The 16721-nt window shown below is 50.7% G+C and carries 16 protein-coding genes and 3 pseudogenes; 7 read left to right on the top strand and 12 right to left on the bottom strand.

Annotation, left to right across the window (positions count from 1 at the left end; all coding sequences use genetic code 11):
* The first annotated feature begins 43 nt into the window (after positions 1 to 43).
* The 4 genes and pseudogenes from A8707_RS17580 to A8707_RS17565 all read left to right on the top strand — a co-directional run bounded on the left by A8707_RS17580 (position 44) and on the right by A8707_RS17565 (position 3238).
* Positions 44 to 1039: a metal ABC transporter substrate-binding protein gene (locus A8707_RS17580; RefSeq protein WP_231948124.1), complete on the top strand. Its 996-nt coding sequence runs from the start codon at positions 44 to 46 to the stop codon at positions 1037 to 1039.
* Positions 1040 to 1048: 9 nt separating this feature from the next.
* Positions 1049 to 1861, top strand: coding sequence for a metal ABC transporter ATP-binding protein (locus A8707_RS17575; RefSeq protein ID WP_082906413.1), 813 nt, complete (start codon positions 1049 to 1051; stop codon positions 1859 to 1861).
* A gap of 108 nt (positions 1862 to 1969) precedes the next feature.
* Positions 1970 to 2827: a metal ABC transporter permease gene (locus A8707_RS17570; protein ID WP_068818506.1), complete on the top strand. Its 858-nt coding sequence runs from the start codon at positions 1970 to 1972 to the stop codon at positions 2825 to 2827.
* A 27-nt stretch (positions 2828 to 2854) separates the two neighbouring features.
* Positions 2855 to 3238, top strand: a pseudogene (locus tag A8707_RS17565) (ribosomal maturation YjgA family protein).
* A gap of 1 nt (position 3239) precedes the next feature.
* Here A8707_RS17565 and queF read toward each other — a convergent pair.
* Positions 3240 to 3647, bottom strand: coding sequence for a preQ(1) synthase (gene queF / locus A8707_RS17560; protein WP_068818505.1), 408 nt, complete (start codon positions 3645 to 3647; stop codon positions 3240 to 3242).
* 450 nt (positions 3648 to 4097) lie between these two features.
* Between queF and A8707_RS17555 the strand changes: the two genes are divergently transcribed.
* Both A8707_RS17555 and A8707_RS17550 read left to right on the top strand, forming a co-directional pair.
* A complete protein-coding gene (locus A8707_RS17555; RefSeq protein WP_231948123.1) occupies positions 4098 to 5336 on the top strand; it encodes a 3' terminal RNA ribose 2'-O-methyltransferase Hen1 in 1239 nt (412 codons plus the stop codon).
* Positions 5337 to 5470: 134 nt separating this feature from the next.
* Entirely contained in the window at positions 5471 to 7993 is a 2523-nt protein-coding gene (locus tag A8707_RS17550; protein ID WP_068818504.1) for a polynucleotide kinase-phosphatase, read from the top strand.
* Between the two features lie 11 nt (positions 7994 to 8004).
* Here A8707_RS17550 and A8707_RS26975 read toward each other — a convergent pair.
* The 3 genes and pseudogenes from A8707_RS26975 to A8707_RS17540 form a co-directional block, all read right to left on the bottom strand.
* Positions 8005 to 8145: pseudogene (locus A8707_RS26975) on the bottom strand (transposase); the annotation flags it as partial.
* The gene (locus A8707_RS30670; RefSeq protein ID WP_414858407.1) at positions 8078 to 8338 is read right to left on the bottom strand and encodes a hypothetical protein; all 261 of its coding nucleotides are present in this window, start codon (positions 8336 to 8338) and stop codon (positions 8078 to 8080) included. The gene A8707_RS30670 and the pseudogene A8707_RS26975, both read right to left, overlap by 68 nt.
* A complete protein-coding gene (locus A8707_RS17540; RefSeq protein WP_068818502.1) occupies positions 8301 to 9182 on the bottom strand; it encodes a DEAD/DEAH box helicase family protein in 882 nt (293 codons plus the stop codon). The genes A8707_RS30670 and A8707_RS17540 overlap by 38 nt, the downstream gene beginning before the upstream one ends.
* A 49-nt stretch (positions 9183 to 9231) precedes the next feature.
* On the opposite strand from A8707_RS17540, the gene A8707_RS17535 reads away from it, so the two are divergent.
* Complete coding sequence (locus A8707_RS17535; protein ID WP_068818501.1) at positions 9232 to 9510, top strand: hypothetical protein; 279 nt, start codon at positions 9232 to 9234, stop codon at positions 9508 to 9510.
* 140 nt (positions 9511 to 9650) lie between these two features.
* Here the strand turns inward: A8707_RS17535 and A8707_RS17530 are convergent, their stop codons facing one another.
* From A8707_RS17530 to A8707_RS17500, 8 genes and pseudogenes are all read right to left on the bottom strand, one after another.
* Complete coding sequence (locus A8707_RS17530; RefSeq protein WP_068818500.1) at positions 9651 to 9962, bottom strand: phospholipase D-like domain-containing protein; 312 nt, start codon at positions 9960 to 9962, stop codon at positions 9651 to 9653.
* A gap of 206 nt (positions 9963 to 10168) precedes the next feature.
* Entirely contained in the window at positions 10169 to 10573 is a 405-nt protein-coding gene (locus A8707_RS17525; RefSeq protein ID WP_074382522.1) for a type II toxin-antitoxin system VapC family toxin, read from the bottom strand.
* A gap of 45 nt (positions 10574 to 10618) precedes the next feature.
* Entirely contained in the window at positions 10619 to 11206 is a 588-nt protein-coding gene (locus A8707_RS17520) for a hypothetical protein (RefSeq protein ID WP_068818498.1), read from the bottom strand.
* Between the two features lie 252 nt (positions 11207 to 11458).
* Positions 11459 to 12355: a DUF4432 family protein gene (locus A8707_RS17515; protein ID WP_082906412.1), complete on the bottom strand. Its 897-nt coding sequence runs from the start codon at positions 12353 to 12355 to the stop codon at positions 11459 to 11461.
* A gap of 93 nt (positions 12356 to 12448) precedes the next feature.
* Positions 12449 to 12766 (bottom strand): nitrite reductase small subunit NirD, encoded by a 318-nt coding sequence (gene nirD / locus A8707_RS17510; RefSeq protein ID WP_068818496.1) that lies wholly within the window; start codon positions 12764 to 12766, stop codon positions 12449 to 12451.
* 185 nt (positions 12767 to 12951) lie between these two features.
* A complete protein-coding gene (locus A8707_RS30490; RefSeq protein WP_331711727.1) occupies positions 12952 to 13482 on the bottom strand; it encodes an efflux RND transporter permease subunit in 531 nt (176 codons plus the stop codon).
* A gap of 102 nt (positions 13483 to 13584) precedes the next feature.
* A pseudogene (locus tag A8707_RS17505) lies at positions 13585 to 15175 on the bottom strand (efflux RND transporter permease subunit); the annotation flags it as partial.
* A 113-nt stretch (positions 15176 to 15288) separates the two neighbouring features.
* Positions 15289 to 16605, bottom strand: a complete 1317-nt coding sequence (locus A8707_RS17500) for an efflux RND transporter periplasmic adaptor subunit (protein ID WP_074382521.1) — start codon at positions 16603 to 16605, stop codon at positions 15289 to 15291.
* Positions 16606 to 16721 lie beyond the last annotated feature (116 nt).

Here is a 16721-nt window from a genome sequence, read left to right as displayed (position 1 = left end):
ACTGCTTTATGATAGATTTTAAAATATGAAATCATAATGAAAGATGCGAACGAAGCCTAAAGTTGGTTTTGGTCAAAGCTCGATTCTCTTAAAACTTTATCAGGCAGGTCTGGTTGCTCTGATGTTTGGGGTATGGCTAAGTGGCTGCGCCCAGACTACTCTACCTAGCACTCAGCAGAGCCAAGCAAATTCTACCGCTCCTGTCCCTGCCCGCAAAGATCAGAAGGTCATTCTCACCACTTTCACGGTGCTGGCAGACATGGCAAAAAACGTGGCAGGTGACAAGGCGATCGTCGAGTCGATTACCAAACCTGGGGCTGAAATTCACGGCTACGAAGTGACACCCAGCGATTTAGAACGGGGGAAAGGGGCAAATCTGATTCTAGAAAATGGCTTGAACCTAGAACGCTGGGCAGATAGGTTCCATAACAGTTTGCCAAAAGTCCCTCACATCACCCTGAGCGAAGGATTACAACCTATCAACATTACCGACGATTCCTATCAAGGTCAGCCAAATCCTCATGCCTGGATGTCACCGCAAAATGCCTTAATCTATGTCGAAAACATCCGCAAAGCTTTAGGAAATCTTGATCCCGCTAACGTGACTGCCTACGACACAAATGCAAAAGTCTATCGTCAGCAAATTCAGGCGATCGATCAAAAACTGAAACAAGCCATTGCCGAGATTCCTTCTGATAAACGCTACATCGTGAGTTGTGAAGGCGCATTCTCATACCTTGCCCGTGACTATGGTTTAAAGGAGGTTTATATCTGGGCAGTCAATGCCGAACAGCAAGCTACACCCAAACAAGTCGAGAAAGTAATCAATACGGTCAAAGCAAACCAGATTCCGGCGGTATTTTGCGAGAGTACGATCGACAATCAGGCACAACTTCAGGTGGCAAAAGAAACCGGTGCCAAATTTGCCGGAGTGTTCTACGTCGATTCCTTATCTCCCCCTGATGGTCAGGCCTCAACCTATCTCAGGCTATTAGAATACAACGTCAATACCTTGATTAAGGGCTTGCGAAGTAACTAAAGGAAATCTATGGATGCAGTCGGCATTGACATCGAAAATTTGCCGGTTGCCTACAACGGTAAAGTAGCACTGCACCACGCATCGCTGCACCTCACAGCGGGGACTATTTGCGGATTGGTGGGAATGAATGGCGCAGGAAAATCGACGCTGTTCAAAGCAATGATGGGATTCGTTAGACCTGCTAGCGGACGAATTCTAATCAACAAGCTGCCGATCCGCTCAGTGCAAAAACAGAATCTGGTGGCGTATGTGCCCCAATCGGAGGAAGTGGATTGGAATTTCCCAGTGAGCGTTCATGATGTGGTCATGATGGGACGCTACGGCTACATGAATCTGCTGCGGATTCCTCGATCGTCTGATAAATCTGCCGTGAGACAGGGTTTAGAGCGAGTCGAAATGTGGCAAATGCGCGATCGCCAAATTGGAGAGCTATCTGGCGGACAAAAGAAACGGACCTTCTTTGCGCGAGCGCTGGCTCAACAGGGCAAAATCTTGCTGCTCGATGAACCGTTTGCTGGAGTTGATGTCAAAACCGATAGAATGATGATTGATCTGTTGATAACTCTGCGACAAGCGGGGCAAATCATTCTGATCTCAACCCATGATCTCGCTTCCATCACCCGGTTCTGCGATCAGGTGGTGCTGATTAACCGCAGCATTCTGGCACATGGTCCTACCTCTGAGGTGTTTACTGAAGAAAATCTTTCCCGAACCTTTGGCGGTTCGGTTAGCGATTTCTCGTCTGCTAAGGAATGTGTATTAAATAAGACCCAGACTTTCCCTCACCCTAGCCTCCCATCAGGAGAGGGAACAAGATTCTAGCTCCCTTCTCTCTTGGGGAGAAGGGTTGGGGATGAGGGCAAATTTCCGGCATTATTAAATACACAATCCTAAAAATTGGTTAACGCAAAGCAATCAAGGGAAGCTGTAATGGATTTGGTTCAGTGGTTTGCTGCACCTTTGCAGAATGAGTTTATGGTGAAGGCGATTTTGGTCAGCGCCTTGGTGGGAGTTGTCTGTTCCGCGCTTTCCTGCTATATGACCTTAAAAGGCTGGGCTTTGATGGGCGATGCGGTTTCCCACGCGGTCATGCCAGGAGTCGTCATCGCCTATGTGCTGAATATTCCTTTAGCGATCGGGGCATTTGTGTTTGGGGTCGGCTCGGTCATTGCTATTGGGTTTATTAAATCAAAAACTCGGGTCAAAGAAGATACAGTCATTGGGTTAGTTTTCACGGGCTTCTTCGCGTTAGGGCTAGTGTTGGTTTCTAAAGTCAAAAGTTCGATCGATTTGACTCACATTTTATTTGGCAACGTCTTAGGCATTTCTGACTCCGATATCATGCAAACGTTAATCATTAGCGTGATCACCTTAGTGACGCTAGCGATTTTACGCAAAGATTTAATCCTGTTTTGCTTCGACTCAACTCATGCCCGCTCGATCGGAATAAACACCGTCTTTCTCTACTATGTCTTGCTCTCTCTGCTATCGCTCACTGCGGTGGCTGGGCTGCAAACGGTCGGCATTATCTTAGTCGTTGCAATGTTGGTCACTCCAGGAGCAACGGCGTATTTATTGAGCGATCGCTTTGATCACATGATGCTAATTGCAATGGCTTCCGGGGTATTTTCTAGCGTGATGGGCACCTATATTAGTTACCATATTGATGGCTCAACTGGAGGATGCATCGTTGTTCTGCAAACAGCCTTGTTTATCGTAGCGATGATTTTTGCGCCCAAGCACGGCTTGTTAGCTAGAGCTAAGAATTCACGGACAGTGGGTGAATAAGTCACAACCTAAAAAAGCAACATAAAAATGTCCTATCGAGTTGCTCTACTCGTCTGCGCGATCGCGATCCTGCCGATCGGCTACATCGCACGATTTTCTCAAGGGTTTGGGGCGGAATGGTTGCACGACCTCTCAGGCAGTCTCGCCTACGAGATTTTTTGGATTCTATTAGTGATGGTGTGCTTTCCCAAGGCTTCTTTGACGCGAGTGGCAATCGCCGTCTTTTTTGCATCCTGCGCGATCGAGTTCCTCTAACTCTGGAAGCCCCCATTTCTACAAGCCATTCGCGCTACACTGCCGGGAAGATTAGTGTTGGGCAACACTTTCACCTGGTCAGACTTTCCTCCCTACGCAGTGGGTAGCGCTTTGGGGTGGGCTTGGGTGAAAGCGTTGCGCCAATGGACGCGATGACCTACTCGCCCTTTTTGTGAGTCACCTCAACAACCGTATGCACATTGCCGCGAGGCGTATAGTCGGCTTTGACGGTGATTTCTAACGGGTCACACGCCGCAACCAGATCATCCAAAATTTGATTGGCAGACTCTTCGTGAGAGATATAGCGATCGCGATAGCTATTGATATAAAGCTTGATAGCTTTTAGCTCAACCACGCGCTGATCGGGCACATAGGTGACATAGATCGTCCCGAAGTCAGGATAGCCAGAAAACGGACACTTGCAGGTGAATTCTGGCAGCGTAATGGTGATGTGATAGCGCCGTCCGGGGCGAGGGTTGGGGAAGGTAATCAGTCTCCCTTCTTCGATGATACGTTCGCCATATTTAACGTTTGGATCGGGCAGCGTTTCTTGTGGATGAGTCATAGGAATAGGTGGAAATCGTAGGATTCAGGCAATATTGACTATTCTAAAACAGGGCGCATCGCAGTTATTGGCTCTGCAACGATTGATCGGTCGTTGCAGAACTCTTTCGCCCCCTAAATCCCCCATTCTGGTGGACTTTGAGATGAAACGAGGTCTTAGAGGTCAAGCCATTTATCTGGTTCAAAGTCCCCCAATTTTGATGAGTCACTGCGTTGGGCGGGTTCCCCGACTTAAAGCAAGTGACGTAGGGGATTTAGGGGGCATAAGCCGACTCAAACGAAGCGACGAGGACTTGTGTGTACACGGTAGCTCCCGTGGGAGAGGGGTCAGGGGTGAGGGCAATTCATATCTACATTCAGCAATACTGAAGCTATACTACAAATACTACAAGTGAACTTAAGGGCGCTCGAAAATTTGGGCACTCTTACATTCAAGTTCAAATCACTTACTATGCTGCTGACGATTACCACGACTCATTCACCTGCAACCGATTTGGGCTATTTGCTGGGCAAGCATCCCGATCGCTTTCAATCGTTCGACCTCTCGTTTGGACGAGCGCAGGTTTTTTACCCAGAAGCTACCGCAGATCGCTGTACGGCGGCGCTTTTGCTAGAGATCGATTCGGTCAAGCTTGTGCGGGGTCAGGCGACGACTTTAGACCAATATGTCAACGATCGTCCTTATGTGGCTTCTTCGTTTATGAGTGTTGCGATCGCGCAAGTGTTTCGCTCTGCCTTATCGGGTCAGTGCAAAGACCGTCCTGATCTCACCACGCAGGAAATTCCTCTCCAGGCAAAGCTTTCGGTGCTTCCCTGTCGCGGAGGTGAAGGCTTTTTGCATCGCTTATTTGAGCCGTTAGGCTATACGATTCGTGCAACTCAGCATTCGTTAGATGAGCACGCTCCAGAATGGGGAAACAGTTCTTATTTCAGCGTAGAGCTAACGGCAACCACGTCTCTGCAAACGTTGCTGAGTCATTTGTATGTCCTAATTCCAGTGCTGGATGAGGATAAACATTATTGGGTTGGGGAAGAAGAAGTCGAGAAACTGCTGCGGCATGGGGAAGGCTGGTTGAGTTCGCATCCTGAGAAGGCGCAAATCACCCAGCGTTATTTGAAGCGGCAACGAGATCTGACTCAGGCAGCATTGGTGCAGTTGAGCGCAGAAGAATCGCCCGAACCGATCAGTGTTTCGTACGATTCCGAAGGTAGTGAAAAACCGATTAGCCTGAATCAAATCCGCTATGAAACAGTCATCGCTAGCCTCAAAAAATCCCACGCCAAACGAGTCATCGATTTGGGGTGCGGAGAAGGAAAACTTCCAGTTCAGCTAGCCAAAGATCCGTTTTTTGAGCAGATTGCAGGTATGGATGTCTCGCACCGATCGCTCGGAATTGCCCAAGAGAAGTTAGATCGCCTCTTGATTTTAGAGTCTCAAAAGCAGAGAATTCAAGTGTTTCAAGGGGCATTGACCTATCGCGATCGTCGCCTAGAAAACTATGATGCGGCAACTCTCATCGAAGTCATTGAACATCTAGACGAATCAAGGCTTGCTGCACTAGAACGAGTCGTCTTTGAATTTGCCCATCCGCACACTGTTCTGATTACGACCCCCAACAGCGAGTACAACGTCAAGTTTGAGAATTTGCGAACCGGAAAATTACGCCATCACGATCACCGATTTGAATAGACGCGCCAAGAATTTCAAACCTGGTCAGCGGCAATTTCTCAACGGTTTAATTACACGGTGAGTTTTGCGGATATCGGCACTCTCGATTCAACAGTGGGCGCACCGACCCAAATGGCAATCTTTGAGCACGGCACATGAACATCACAATTCCTGAACTCTCTTTAGTCACCCTAATCGGGGCTTCTGGCTCTGGAAAGTCAACCTTCGCCCATCAGCATTTCTTGGCGACTGAGATTGTTTCATCCGATGTTTGTCGCGGATTGGTCTCAGACGATCAACTGGATCAATCTGCGACTCAAGATGCGTTTGATGTGTTGCACTACATTGCAGCCAAGCGACTGGATCGAGGACGATTAACGGTGATCGACGCAACCAATACTCAGGCGGCAGATCGCAAACATCTGATTCAAATCGCGCGAGAATATCACTGTCTGCCCGTGGCGATCGTTCTGAATTTGCCAGAGCAGATTTGCCGCGATCGCAATCACCTTCGACCCGATCGTCAATTTGGAGATCATGTCGTTCGTCGCCATGTCCAGAATATTCACAGATCGCTTAAAGGACTTCAGCGCGAGGGGTTTCGTCAGGTTTATGTGCTCTCATCGATCGAACAAATCGAGTCCGTTGAGATCACACGGCAACCGCTCTGGAATAACAAAAAACACGAGTCGGGTCCCTTCGATATTATTGGCGACGTGCATGGGTGTTGCGATGAGTTAGAAACGCTGCTGCAAACGCTGGGATATCAATTAAAAGAACACACCTATTATCATCCTGAAGACCGAAAAGTGATTTTTCTGGGTGATTTAGTTGATCGGGGCGATCGCATCCTCGACACCCTCAATCTTGTGCAAAAAATGGTCGCTGCGGGAAGTGCGCTCTGCGTTCCCGGCAATCATGACTATAAGCTACTCCGCAAACTCAAAGGTCAAAACGTCAAAGTCAATCACGGTTTAGACAAAACTCTCAAAGAACTCGAATCATTGGATGAATCTGAACTGCGATCGCTGCAATCTTTTCTCGATTCTCTAATCAGCCACTACGTGCTTGATCAAGGTCGCCTCGTCGTTGCCCACGCTGGCATGAAACAAGCTTATCAAGGGCGTGGTTCTGCCAAAGTCAGAGAATTTGCATTGTATGGCGAAACGACGGGAGAAATCGACGAGTTTGGGCTGCCTGTGCGCTACAACTGGGCATCTGACTATCGGGGCGACGCGATCGTGGTTTGTGGTCATACGCCTGTCCCCGCTCCCGTGTGGCTCAATGGCACGATCGATATTGATACGGGCTGCGTGTTTGGTGGCAACCTTACCGCATTGCGCTATCCAGAAAAAGAACTGGTTTCGGTTCCGGCTCAAAAGGTGTACTGCGAGCCGATTCGCCCCCTTGTGTCTGAATCTCTATTATCAATTCAGCAACAGGATGATGATGTTTTAGACATCGCTGACGTGACAGGCAAACGAATGATTTCGACTCGGTTGTATCGCGCGATCGCGATTCGCCCAGAGAACGCGATCGCAGCCTTAGAAGTGATGAGTCGGTTTGCGGCTGATCCGAAATGGCTGATTTATCTTCCGCCCACCATGTCTCCGGTGGAAACCTCTAAAGAACTGGGATTTTTAGAGCATCCTGCCGAAGCATTTGCCTATTATCGCAAGCAAGGAATCACCCAGGTTATCTGCGAAGAGAAACACATGGGATCACGAGCCGTCGTGATTGTTTGCAAATCTCCCGCAGCGGCACAAACGCGATTCGGCATCACAGATAGTCGGTTTGGCATTTGCTACACACGCACCGGACGACCTTTTTTCGACCATCTTCCCCTCGAAACGGAATTTATAGATCGACTGCGATCGTCCCTTTCCGCCACTCACTTTTGGGATGAATTTCAAACCGATTGGGTCTGTCTAGATTGCGAACTAATGCCGTGGTCAGTCAAAGCCCAGCAGCTTTTGCGGCAGCAGTATGCCCCCGTTGGAAAGGCGGCTCAAGTCGCCTTAACTGACGCGATCGCGCTACTAGAACAAGCCAAATCGCGGGGAATTGAGGTGCCCTTAGAGCAGTATCAAGCGCGATCGCAGCTTGCCCAGCAATACAGACACGCTTACCGTCGCTATTGTTGGTCAGTCAACTCGATCGCGGATCTCAAACTCGCCCCCTTTCATCTACTCGCCACTGAGGGAGCCGTTTACACCGACAAATCCCATCTGTGGCATCTAGAACACATGGCTAAACTTGCGCGATCGGACTCCGACCTGCTTCTCGAAACGGCTTCTCAAATAGTTGATACCACAAATTCTGAGAGCGTTGCAGCCGGAATCGATTGGTGGCTCTCCCGCACTCAGCAGGGCAGTGAAGGAATGGTCGTCAAGCCCCTCGAATTTATTCCTCAATCGCGATCGATTCAGCCTGCGGTCAAATGTCGAGGACAAGAATATCTGCGGCTCATTTATGGTGCCGAGTATTCATTGCCTCAAAATCTAGAGCGACTGCGGCAGAGAGGATTGTCGGCTAAACGATCGCTCGCCCTGCGAGAATTTGCCTTGGGAATTGAGGCACTCGATCGCTTCGTCGCCAAAGAGCCGCTGCGCCGCGTCCATGAATGTACGTTTGGAGTCTTAGCCCTAGAAACCGAACCGATCGATCCCAGACTGTAGCCAGATCATTGAACTTCTTGCTGTAAGTGTGGCTGGTCTGGAATCCGACGATCCAAACATTGACGACGGGCTAAGACACTCAGTTCAATCTCTGCCATGTTTAACCAACTGCCATGCTTGGGCGTAAAGTGAAATTCGAATTTGTCTAAAATTCATCGCGCTTTCCCGCTCGTTCAGTTCCTGTCGCAGCGTGGTGATGAATTGGGCGCACTTGGTGTCTTCGCATGTGTTGTCGAACCGCCGCAGCAGGTCTTCGAGGTACTGAATCTCTTTAGGGTCAATCGGTTCGAGATAGGATTCTAGCCCTTCAATGACTGCATCGTCGGCATTGTCCAATTCTGCCAAATCGTCTGTGGTGAAGTCCGTTACCCTGTTGAGTCAAGAGGGCATCGAGGCGGCGCTGGAGCGATTGCTGAGCTGCATAGAACGAACTGGTCAGGCGTTTGCGATAGAGCGTCATCAAAAAGCCCAACGCCTTGCGGTTTTCTTTCTGCGCGAGTCGGTAGAAGTGACGGACGTAATCGCTGACGGCTCGGTAAAGGGCGGTGGCGCGATTGGGTTCTAGAACGATCGCATTATCTTGCACTTCCCGCGTGGGAATATCGCGATCAAGCAGTCCCCGACGATAGTATTGCCGTAGGGTATCGCGAGTGTGGCGAAACATGCGGTCTTTCAAAGGCGTGTTGATGGTGAGGTATTGACGAGAGGCGTTGATTAAGGCTTCGTTGTCAATAAACTGCTTGGGGTTGATGATTTTTTTACCGTTGTGCCAGGTGTCTTGAAGTTGGTAGGTCAGCAAGCGATCGTGTTTTTGGAGGTGCTGCTGTAATTGGGGGCAGGGCTGACCGCCTTGAATGAAATAGTCGGTAGACATTTGCTGCCAGAAGTCGAGGATGTGACGGTCTGGTTTTTCTGTCAGAGCCGCAAAGTAATTGCAGAAGTTGTCGCCATATTGCCAGTGTCCTTCTAACCCCAGCAGACTTAGGAGATCAAAGATTTCGATCGGGTCAATCTGCATGGGAGTTGCCGAGAGCAACAACAGCGCTTTGGTTTTGTGCCGCAGCTTCCGCATCAGTTCTAGCAGGCGATTGGGGGTGTCTTTGCGGTCTTGTGGGCTTTTGCGCCGAGCGTGGTGGGCTTCATCTGGCACGATGAGATCCCAGGGGTCGGAGTCTAGCAATTCCTGCATTCGCTCTTTGCGGCGAATCAGACTGGGCTAATGATTCTGGCAAGGGTCGTTGATCAAACTCATTCTGCCGATCCCAAGCAGGTTGGGTTGTCGGGGTGTAGCGAAGCAGCTTGCGTTTGACGGCTTCTGGAACTTCAAAGACGCGCACGTTTGGCAGCTTATTGTCCCAGAGTTTATCAACCCGGGACATCTCAAGCTGGACTCGTTCAAGGTCGCGTCCGCCTTCCCAGCCAAAGTAGACGGGAAAGGATTCGATGTTGGCTTCCCAGCCGCCGATCGACTCGTTGTTAGAGCCACTGAAGGTAAGCCGATCGCCATTGGTAAGTAGACAGACTTAATTAAACATAAAATGCGGGAGATGCCCTCACCCCAGCCCTCTCCCGCAGGAGAGGGAGCCAGAATCTAGTTCCTCTTCTCCTTGGGGAGAAGGGGTTAGGGGATGAGGATCTTCAGTTTAATTGTGCCTACCTACTTATCAGTAATGATGCCAACTTTTTCGTGGAAGATTCGATGGGGGTCAAGTTGGCGATCGCTCTCTTCAGGTAGTCCATCGCTCTTGAGGGGAATGGCGATGCGAATATCCAGGTATTGATTCTGGATCAGCCAACTGAGAATCTCGAAGTGCTTGAGTTGGGCAAAGTTTTTGGGCGCTTGGAGGTCGGCATCGAGCCGTTGAGCCACTGCCTCTCGTAGTTCGTATCCTTGCTGGATTGCTTGTAAGTCTTGAGGGCTGAACTGACAGCCCATCACTAGCCGCATCTGTCCCTGGTTGTGCAGCATGGCTCCGAGTCCCCGTGCAACTTTGCTGAGAATCGTGCTGTTGAAGAAGCCAGCTTTGCGATCATACTGAACCGCGCATTCGAGAGCCGGGATGTAGAAATCAGCGACGGGATTATTTTCGTCGTTGGAGTAGCTGATTTTCCAGGAGCGATCGCGGAGGAGCTAAGACATAGGCAAAGATTCGATAAGTTCTTCAAAGTCAGAAGTCAAGAAGTAACCTCAGACAAAATGACAACAGGCAGATTCGATAGACTTTTGAACTGCTGATCGTTAGTGAGCAAAGTGGTGCATTTTAGAATCACCGCCGTAGCAACATGGATCGTATCTGGAAGTTTCAACCTGCTGCTGGTTGCCCGTTGCCGCGCTGCTTCAATTAAGATTGCCCGTTGTACTGGAATCACCCGTAGATTTGCACGACTTGAAAGAAACTGTCGGGAGGTAGTCTGCCGAGGAACATCCTCTTCTCGCATGGGTTTAACCAATGCTTCTGCCAGTGATAATTCACTGGTGACAACAGTTAGCTGAGATCTTGCACCTGAACTAAACCTCTCTCGTTTCTGGCATTCACCCGCCCGTGGTTGAACATCACGGTCTAACGGTGCGAAGTCCACTCAAGGGACTGAGAGAGGGTTTGAGGTTCAGTCCGTTTCAACGTCCTACATCCCACCCGGAATTTCGTGAATCGAAAGATGGGCACCATTGAAAGCCGAATCGGTGCGCGTCTGCCATTTGAGAAACTGCCCTTTAGTGAGATTGTCGGCAAAGACTCCAACTCTCAGGCTGATTTTCGTGCCAGTGGGCAGCATGAGAGTGGTGCAGCCCGAAAAGCTAAACCCCGAATCTTGAAGATTTCCGGCAGGCGAGAGCGCAACCACATTTTGTCCTAGCCGCAGTTCGTGAGTCGCAATACCAGGGTTGACAGACGGATTGGGAGGAATGCGAATGACGATCGCGCCCATCACATCAACAGTGGCGTTGGCATCGCTGGCTTGGATCCCACCCTGAACGTAGGTCGAGCCACACACAATAAACCGTCCGGTTCGCCCGATCGTCACCTCTCCAGTGTTGAAGTCTAGCAGCAAGACTTTTGAACCAACGCTATTGCTGATCACCGGGGTCAACCCGATGATGTTGTGTCGAGTGACTTTGCCTGCGATCGGGTTAAACCACTGCGGCGACTGGAGAATGGCATATTCTCCCCAAGCGGGAATCGCGGTTTCGTCTAAGTTTCCAACGTCTGTCAAGGTTAAGCTCTCGTTTTTCGTGACATGGTGTCATTCAGTCTAGCGGTTCACTAGACCTCCCGCGTGAATCTGGATAGCCCTCCTCACAAAGTGGGGCAAGCCCTCGCCAACCCTTCTCCCCAGGGAGAAGGGAGCTAGAACCTCTTGTTCCCTCTCCTCAGGGAGAGGGCTAGGGTGAGGGCGAATCTATCGGTTCATACCTAGATTCAGCAACGCCAAAAATTCGTTATGCGGTAGATCAAGCAACGCTATTTATCGCTGAATGCGAACCGTCAGTGTGCGAATTTGCCGTTCTTTAGGTTTCAACTGAGCCGCCGTCCCGTTTTGGCACGCGACATCTAAATCGTAGGGCATCGTTGTGCAAGGCTCCATCACCAGCACATAATAATCGCGCCAGCCCCCATAGCTTTGAAACACCCAAACATAGGGAAAATCAGCCGTATCAAAGGTCATGACTAGCGCAGTGCCCGATCGAGCATTGCGAATTCCACACTCGCCTTTAGCCAGATCGGAACTGTAGAAGAACTCCTGAGATTTCGCCGATCGGGGCGGAATGTGCTGCAAATCAATTTCTTGCCCGTCGGCTGCAAAGGCTTTGGGAAAGTGAGTTTTTTGAGCGCGTCCGATCAGGGTGCTAAACTCTAGGGCGACTGGCTCAATGAGACAATCGGGCAGCAGAATCTCGTCTCCGGCTTCGATGACGATCGCGGGGTGGTGCTTAAATAAAAACGGAATCGTCTCGTCTGATTTGTTGTGAAACTGAAACTCAATGTGAGCCTGCGTGTCGTCTAATCGAATAGTCTTCTCAACGCTCACAGGCACCGTCTTGCAAAATCGCGCCATCTTAATGCTGGTGCGCGTTGTCTCCACCACGTTCCACGCCTGTGACCAGAGTTCGCCGTGATCGACCAGATGCCGATTTTGAGACAGTCCTTCCCCATCGTTTGGAAACATCTCATCCCACCCGCCTGACCAATGCTCGTCAAACGAGGCACCAACCGGGAGCGATCGCGTCTGATTTGGATCATATTCGGGTGGATGCCAAAGCCACTCGCGCCCTGTTTTTTGGTCTACTAATTGATCAATCCGTCCACCTAAGTCAGGGCGAATCGTCAATTTGAGTTCAGAGTTTTCCAATATGGTAGTCATCGTCGTTCCCGCGTTCAGAAATTGAGCACAAATCTTTTTCCATACTCTCCATCCTCAACGCTATCGGTCACGGCGCGATCGCGATATATATCGCTAGGAGGAAATGTGAACGCTGATTTGCACTTGCAGGTCTACTCCCCTCATGGCAGAGGTGGGAACGCTCGCAGTTTCGTCGTCAAAGCATTGCCCGGTTTGCAGACTGAAGTCTTGTTTGTAGATCGGAGAAGCCACTTTAGAAACGCCATTGCGATCGCCCACATTTCCCCGTGACCGCACAAAGGCGTTGCTAAACGGGTCGTAGTTGCTCAACGCATAGACTGCGGTGCTGTCTCCGATGCGAAAGACCGCAATTTGCTGATTCTTGAAGGATTGCTCAACAACTCTGCTTTTCAGTTTGCCATTATTGACCATAAACTCAACCAATATTGGCAGCGATCGCGGTTAGCAAGTGATGGCAACGAAGCATTAGCGATCAGGTGCGTCGCATCGTGGTGCAGAGCGGTAAACCCGATCGCTCCCCTTCGGCGCGATCGCGGTTAGGAGGCATAGGGGCGGAGACGTTCCGGTAGAACATCTCTACGGGAGGTTGGGTTTATTTACTTTCGTAGGGAAACTGGGTCGTCGGAAGGATCTTTTTCTAACGTGGGAGACGGCTCGATCGCGTCTATTTTTTTGCCTCGTCGCCAACCAAATAGATCATGCAGCAGTAGATAAGAACAGGGAATAATAAACAGCGTCAACAGAGTCGCTAACGACAATCCTGAAAAGACCACGATTCCTAACGGTTGTAAAAACTCTCCGCCCTGCCCCAGACCCAAGGCGAGGGGAAATATTCCTAGAACAGTTGTAACGGTTGTCATCAAAATAGGGCGAAGTCGCTGGGGAGCCGCTTCCAAAATGGCAGTTCGACGATCGACTCCCTCCTCTTCCCGAATCTGGTTCGCGGTCTCGACCATAATGATGGCATTGTTGACCACAATTCCAACTAGCAGCACCGCTCCGACAATCACCGTCGCTCCGATCGCGGTTTGTGTAAAAAACAGCCCCCAAATGCCGCCTGCCAGTGCTAGCGGTAGGGTCAACATAATCACTAGCGGATCGACCAGCGAATTGTATTGCACTGCCATGACCACAAACACTAAGAATGCTGCCACCAAACACCACAAAGGTGACTGCCAAAACCAGAAATCGACGACCTACGACTCGTCTTAATACTCTGGCATATTGATGAGTTGCGCCCTCAAACCGCCGATTAAATTCTCTCAACAGCCAGAACCGATCGATTCGACTCGACCAGCGAATCGTAATCAACAGAGACGAAAGCATCGGCACCACCGTAACGGCAACCAGCAGCGATGCGGCAACTGCAAAGCAAATCGTCAGAATCAATTCGTTAAAGAGTAGAGAGATGAAGCCGCCAATCAGCAAAAATGGCAGCACTGATACCAGGTTGCCCCCAGTTGCCGCGACCAGCGAAGATTCTACCTCTCGACTGCTTTCTTCTACTAAGTCGATCGCAGCTTGGCGAGTCTGCCCATTGCGGTCAATAGAGGAAGATCCGCCTACTTCAGCCGATCGCTTATTGATGTTTTCTAAAACCACGACTGAGGTGTCCACCGCCTGCCCGACGCTGATTGCCAGCCCCGCCAGCGTAAAGACGTTGAGCGAAAATCCGCAGAGCTTCATGGCGATCGCAGCTGCCAGTGTGCAGAGGGGAATGGTCAAACTAATGATCAGCGTTTGCCGCAGAGACCCCAAAAACAGCAGCACAGCGAGCGCAGCCAGAACAGCACCAGAAAGCGCGGCATCTGTCACACTGTTTAGCGATTCTTGAATGAACACCGACTCATCCAGAGTTGATGTCAACTCCATGTCGTTTGGAATGGCTCCTGCTCGTCTCAACTCTTCGATGCGCCGTTTCACCGCTTCTACGACTGCGATCGTGTTTGCATCTGGCTGTTTTTGAATGCTGACTTTGACCGCAGGCTGCTTGTTTAACAAGACGAAAATGCGTTGATCTTCGGTTCCATCGACCACCTGAGCAAAATCGCGCAAATAGACTCGACGGGCAGCGGAAACGGGGCGACTCGATTCAGCCCCTGCGATCGCTGGCGCAGCAGTTGCAACTCTAAAAGAGAGGTTGCGAATCTCATCGGCATTCCGAAACCGTCCGATAACTCGTGTCAGTGGCTCAGTCAGATCACCGAGAATTCGTCCTCCAGAAACATCTTGATTCGCTTCCTCTAGCTCGGTGAGAACTTCGTTGATGCCAATCCCCAGAGATTGAAGACGGTTGAGGTCTAACACGACTCGCACTTCTTCAGGGACTCCACCTGCAATGTCTACAGACGCAACCCCTGGAACCACTCCGAGTTCACGCGATAGCTCTTCGTCAGCAAACACCCGCAGGTCAACATCCTTTAGGGACGGAGACGTGATCGCCAGCTCATATACGGGAAGCTGTGATGGATCAACTTTAAACAGGCGCGGGGCTTCGACGACATCGGGCAGATTTGACTGTGCCCGGTTAAAGGCAGCCGTGGCATCGTTCAGCGCTTGGTCAATGTTGCCCCCTGGCTCAAAATATAAGTCGATGTTCACCTGCCCCTCTCGCGTCTGAGAGTAGACCTGCACAACCCCTTCGGTTGCTGAAAGGGCTGCTTCGAGCGGTCTAGTGACTTCATCGATCGCCACTTCGGGGGAGATGCCTGGAACATTGACCCGCACGCCGATGCGAGGGTAGGTAATGGAAGGCAGCAAATCAACCTGAAGATTGAGGATAAAAAAGATGCCGATCGCAATCACGGCTAAAGTCAGCATCAACGTGCCGATGTGTTGCCGGATTGCAAGGCTGCTAATGCTAAAACCAGACGGTTTTGAGTTTTGCGACATGAGCCGTTTTATCGGGTGAAGGGCTAGTGAGTCACTGGGAGCTATTGAGCCGACTGCTGAGGCTTTTCTGAGAGAAAGCTCAGACGAACGGAGTCACCGTCTTTGAGAGTGCGATTGCCGCGAGCCACAAATGACTCTCCGGGCTTGAGTCCTGATAGGATCTCGACTTTGCCGTCCGATCGCTGACCGAGCTTCACCGATCGAGCCACCACTTTTGCTTGATCTCCAGTTCTGTTGATCACAAAAAGCGTTCCGGTGTCTGATTTATCTTGACCTTTAGGGGTTTGAACGGCTGCTTCGGGCACGACGACTCGTTTCGCGATCGTTCCTGCAAAGTTGACCCGCGCCAGCAGTCCACTCCGAATCTGCCGCTCTGGGTTGGGGAGAGTGACTTCAACGGGCACCAGTCGCGCCGTGGGGTCAGCCGCCGGGGAGATGCGACTCACTTGTCCTTCAAACCTCTGATTGGGAAAGGCATCTAGACGCACCTGTACGGGCTGTCCGACTCGAATATTTCCTAGCTCTAGTTCTGAAATTTGAACCGCAATTTTGACGCGGCTAAAGTCTCCTAGCCTAAGAATTTCGCTGCCTGCTTGCGCTAGATTTCCCGGTTCGGTGATGCGCTGCAAAACGGCACCCGTGACCGGAGACGTGAGAACGGTATACGACTGCCGCTCGGCTTCTTGATTGACGATCGCCTGCTGAGAAGTGACTCTTTTTTGAGCGGCAGTGACGGCTTGCTGTTGCGTTCTAATTTGCGCTTGGACTGAGCGAAGGGCTTGCTCGGCGGTGCGGGCAGCGGTGCGGGTAGCTTCAGCTTGCTGGGCTGAGATGGCACCTTCTCGAAAGAGTTGCTGATTGCGGGAGGAGTCCGATCGGGCTTGCTGAAGCTCTAATCGAGTGCGTTCTACCTGGGTGCGGTTGTTGCTGAGTTCTGCTTCTGCCTGGGCGACTTCTGACTGCTGTGCGGCAACATCGGCTTCTGCCCTGGTCACGGCAGCGACGGGAATTGCGTCATCGAGTTGTCCCAAAACCTGACCTTGCTGCACCTGATCGCCCACATCAACCTTCAGGTTGAGCAATCGCCCCTCAATTTGAGCGCGAACAGACACTTCACGAACAGGCTGACTTGTTCCTGTATATTCAAGCTGTTTTTGAAGAGAATCAGTCCGGGCGATCGCGACATCGACGGCGGAGTTGCCTTGCTGTGCACCTGACGGTCGTTTTGCAGACTCGGCATCTGCTTTAGGAGAGCCACCACAGCTTGATGAGAGCATCAGCATTAAGCCAGCGACCAAAAGCTGACTCCAGACGGGTTTAGACTTCGGAATCAACTTGGCAAATTGAGCGATTGGCATAGCGACTGAGCAACGCGTGTGGGGTTTCCAAGGTTAAACTGCGATCGCTTTCAAAGGTGAGCAGTCTAGTTGCAAAACTTGAGCATTTATCTTGTGATGGGGTGATGGGTACCGAG

This window comes from Phormidesmis priestleyi BC1401 (genome assembly GCF_001650195.1).
Taxonomy (GTDB): Bacteria; Cyanobacteriota; Cyanobacteriia; order Leptolyngbyales; family Leptolyngbyaceae; genus Phormidesmis_A; species Phormidesmis_A priestleyi_B.
Note: the sequence above shows the minus strand (reverse complement) of the source record. Positions and strands in the feature narration are given on the sequence as shown.

Excerpts from the sequence above, each read along its gene's own strand:
- A8707_RS30490 (WP_331711727.1), bottom strand. The coding sequence starts at position 13,482 with ATGGCAGTGCAATACAATTCGCTGGTCGATCCGCTAGTGATTATGTTG.
- A8707_RS17540 (WP_068818502.1), bottom strand. The coding sequence starts at position 9,182 with ATGCAGGAATTGCTAGACTCCGACCCCTGGGATCTCATCGTGCCAGAT.
- A8707_RS17580 (WP_231948124.1), top strand. The coding sequence starts at position 44 with ATGCGAACGAAGCCTAAAGTTGGTTTTGGTCAAAGCTCGATTCTCTTA.
- nirD (WP_068818496.1), bottom strand. The coding sequence starts at position 12,766 with ATGGTCAATAATGGCAAACTGAAAAGCAGAGTTGTTGAGCAATCCTTC.
- A8707_RS17575 (WP_082906413.1), top strand. The coding sequence starts at position 1,049 with ATGGATGCAGTCGGCATTGACATCGAAAATTTGCCGGTTGCCTACAAC.
- queF (WP_068818505.1), bottom strand. The coding sequence starts at position 3,647 with ATGACTCATCCACAAGAAACGCTGCCCGATCCAAACGTTAAATATGGC.
- A8707_RS17550 (WP_068818504.1), top strand. The coding sequence starts at position 5,471 with ATGAACATCACAATTCCTGAACTCTCTTTAGTCACCCTAATCGGGGCT.
- A8707_RS17555 (WP_231948123.1), top strand. The coding sequence starts at position 4,098 with ATGCTGCTGACGATTACCACGACTCATTCACCTGCAACCGATTTGGGC.
- A8707_RS17530 (WP_068818500.1), bottom strand. The coding sequence starts at position 9,962 with ATGCTGCACAACCAGGGACAGATGCGGCTAGTGATGGGCTGTCAGTTC.
- A8707_RS17570 (WP_068818506.1), top strand. The coding sequence starts at position 1,970 with ATGGATTTGGTTCAGTGGTTTGCTGCACCTTTGCAGAATGAGTTTATG.
- A8707_RS17515 (WP_082906412.1), bottom strand. The coding sequence starts at position 12,355 with ATGACTACCATATTGGAAAACTCTGAACTCAAATTGACGATTCGCCCT.
- A8707_RS17500 (WP_074382521.1), bottom strand. The coding sequence starts at position 16,605 with ATGCCAATCGCTCAATTTGCCAAGTTGATTCCGAAGTCTAAACCCGTC.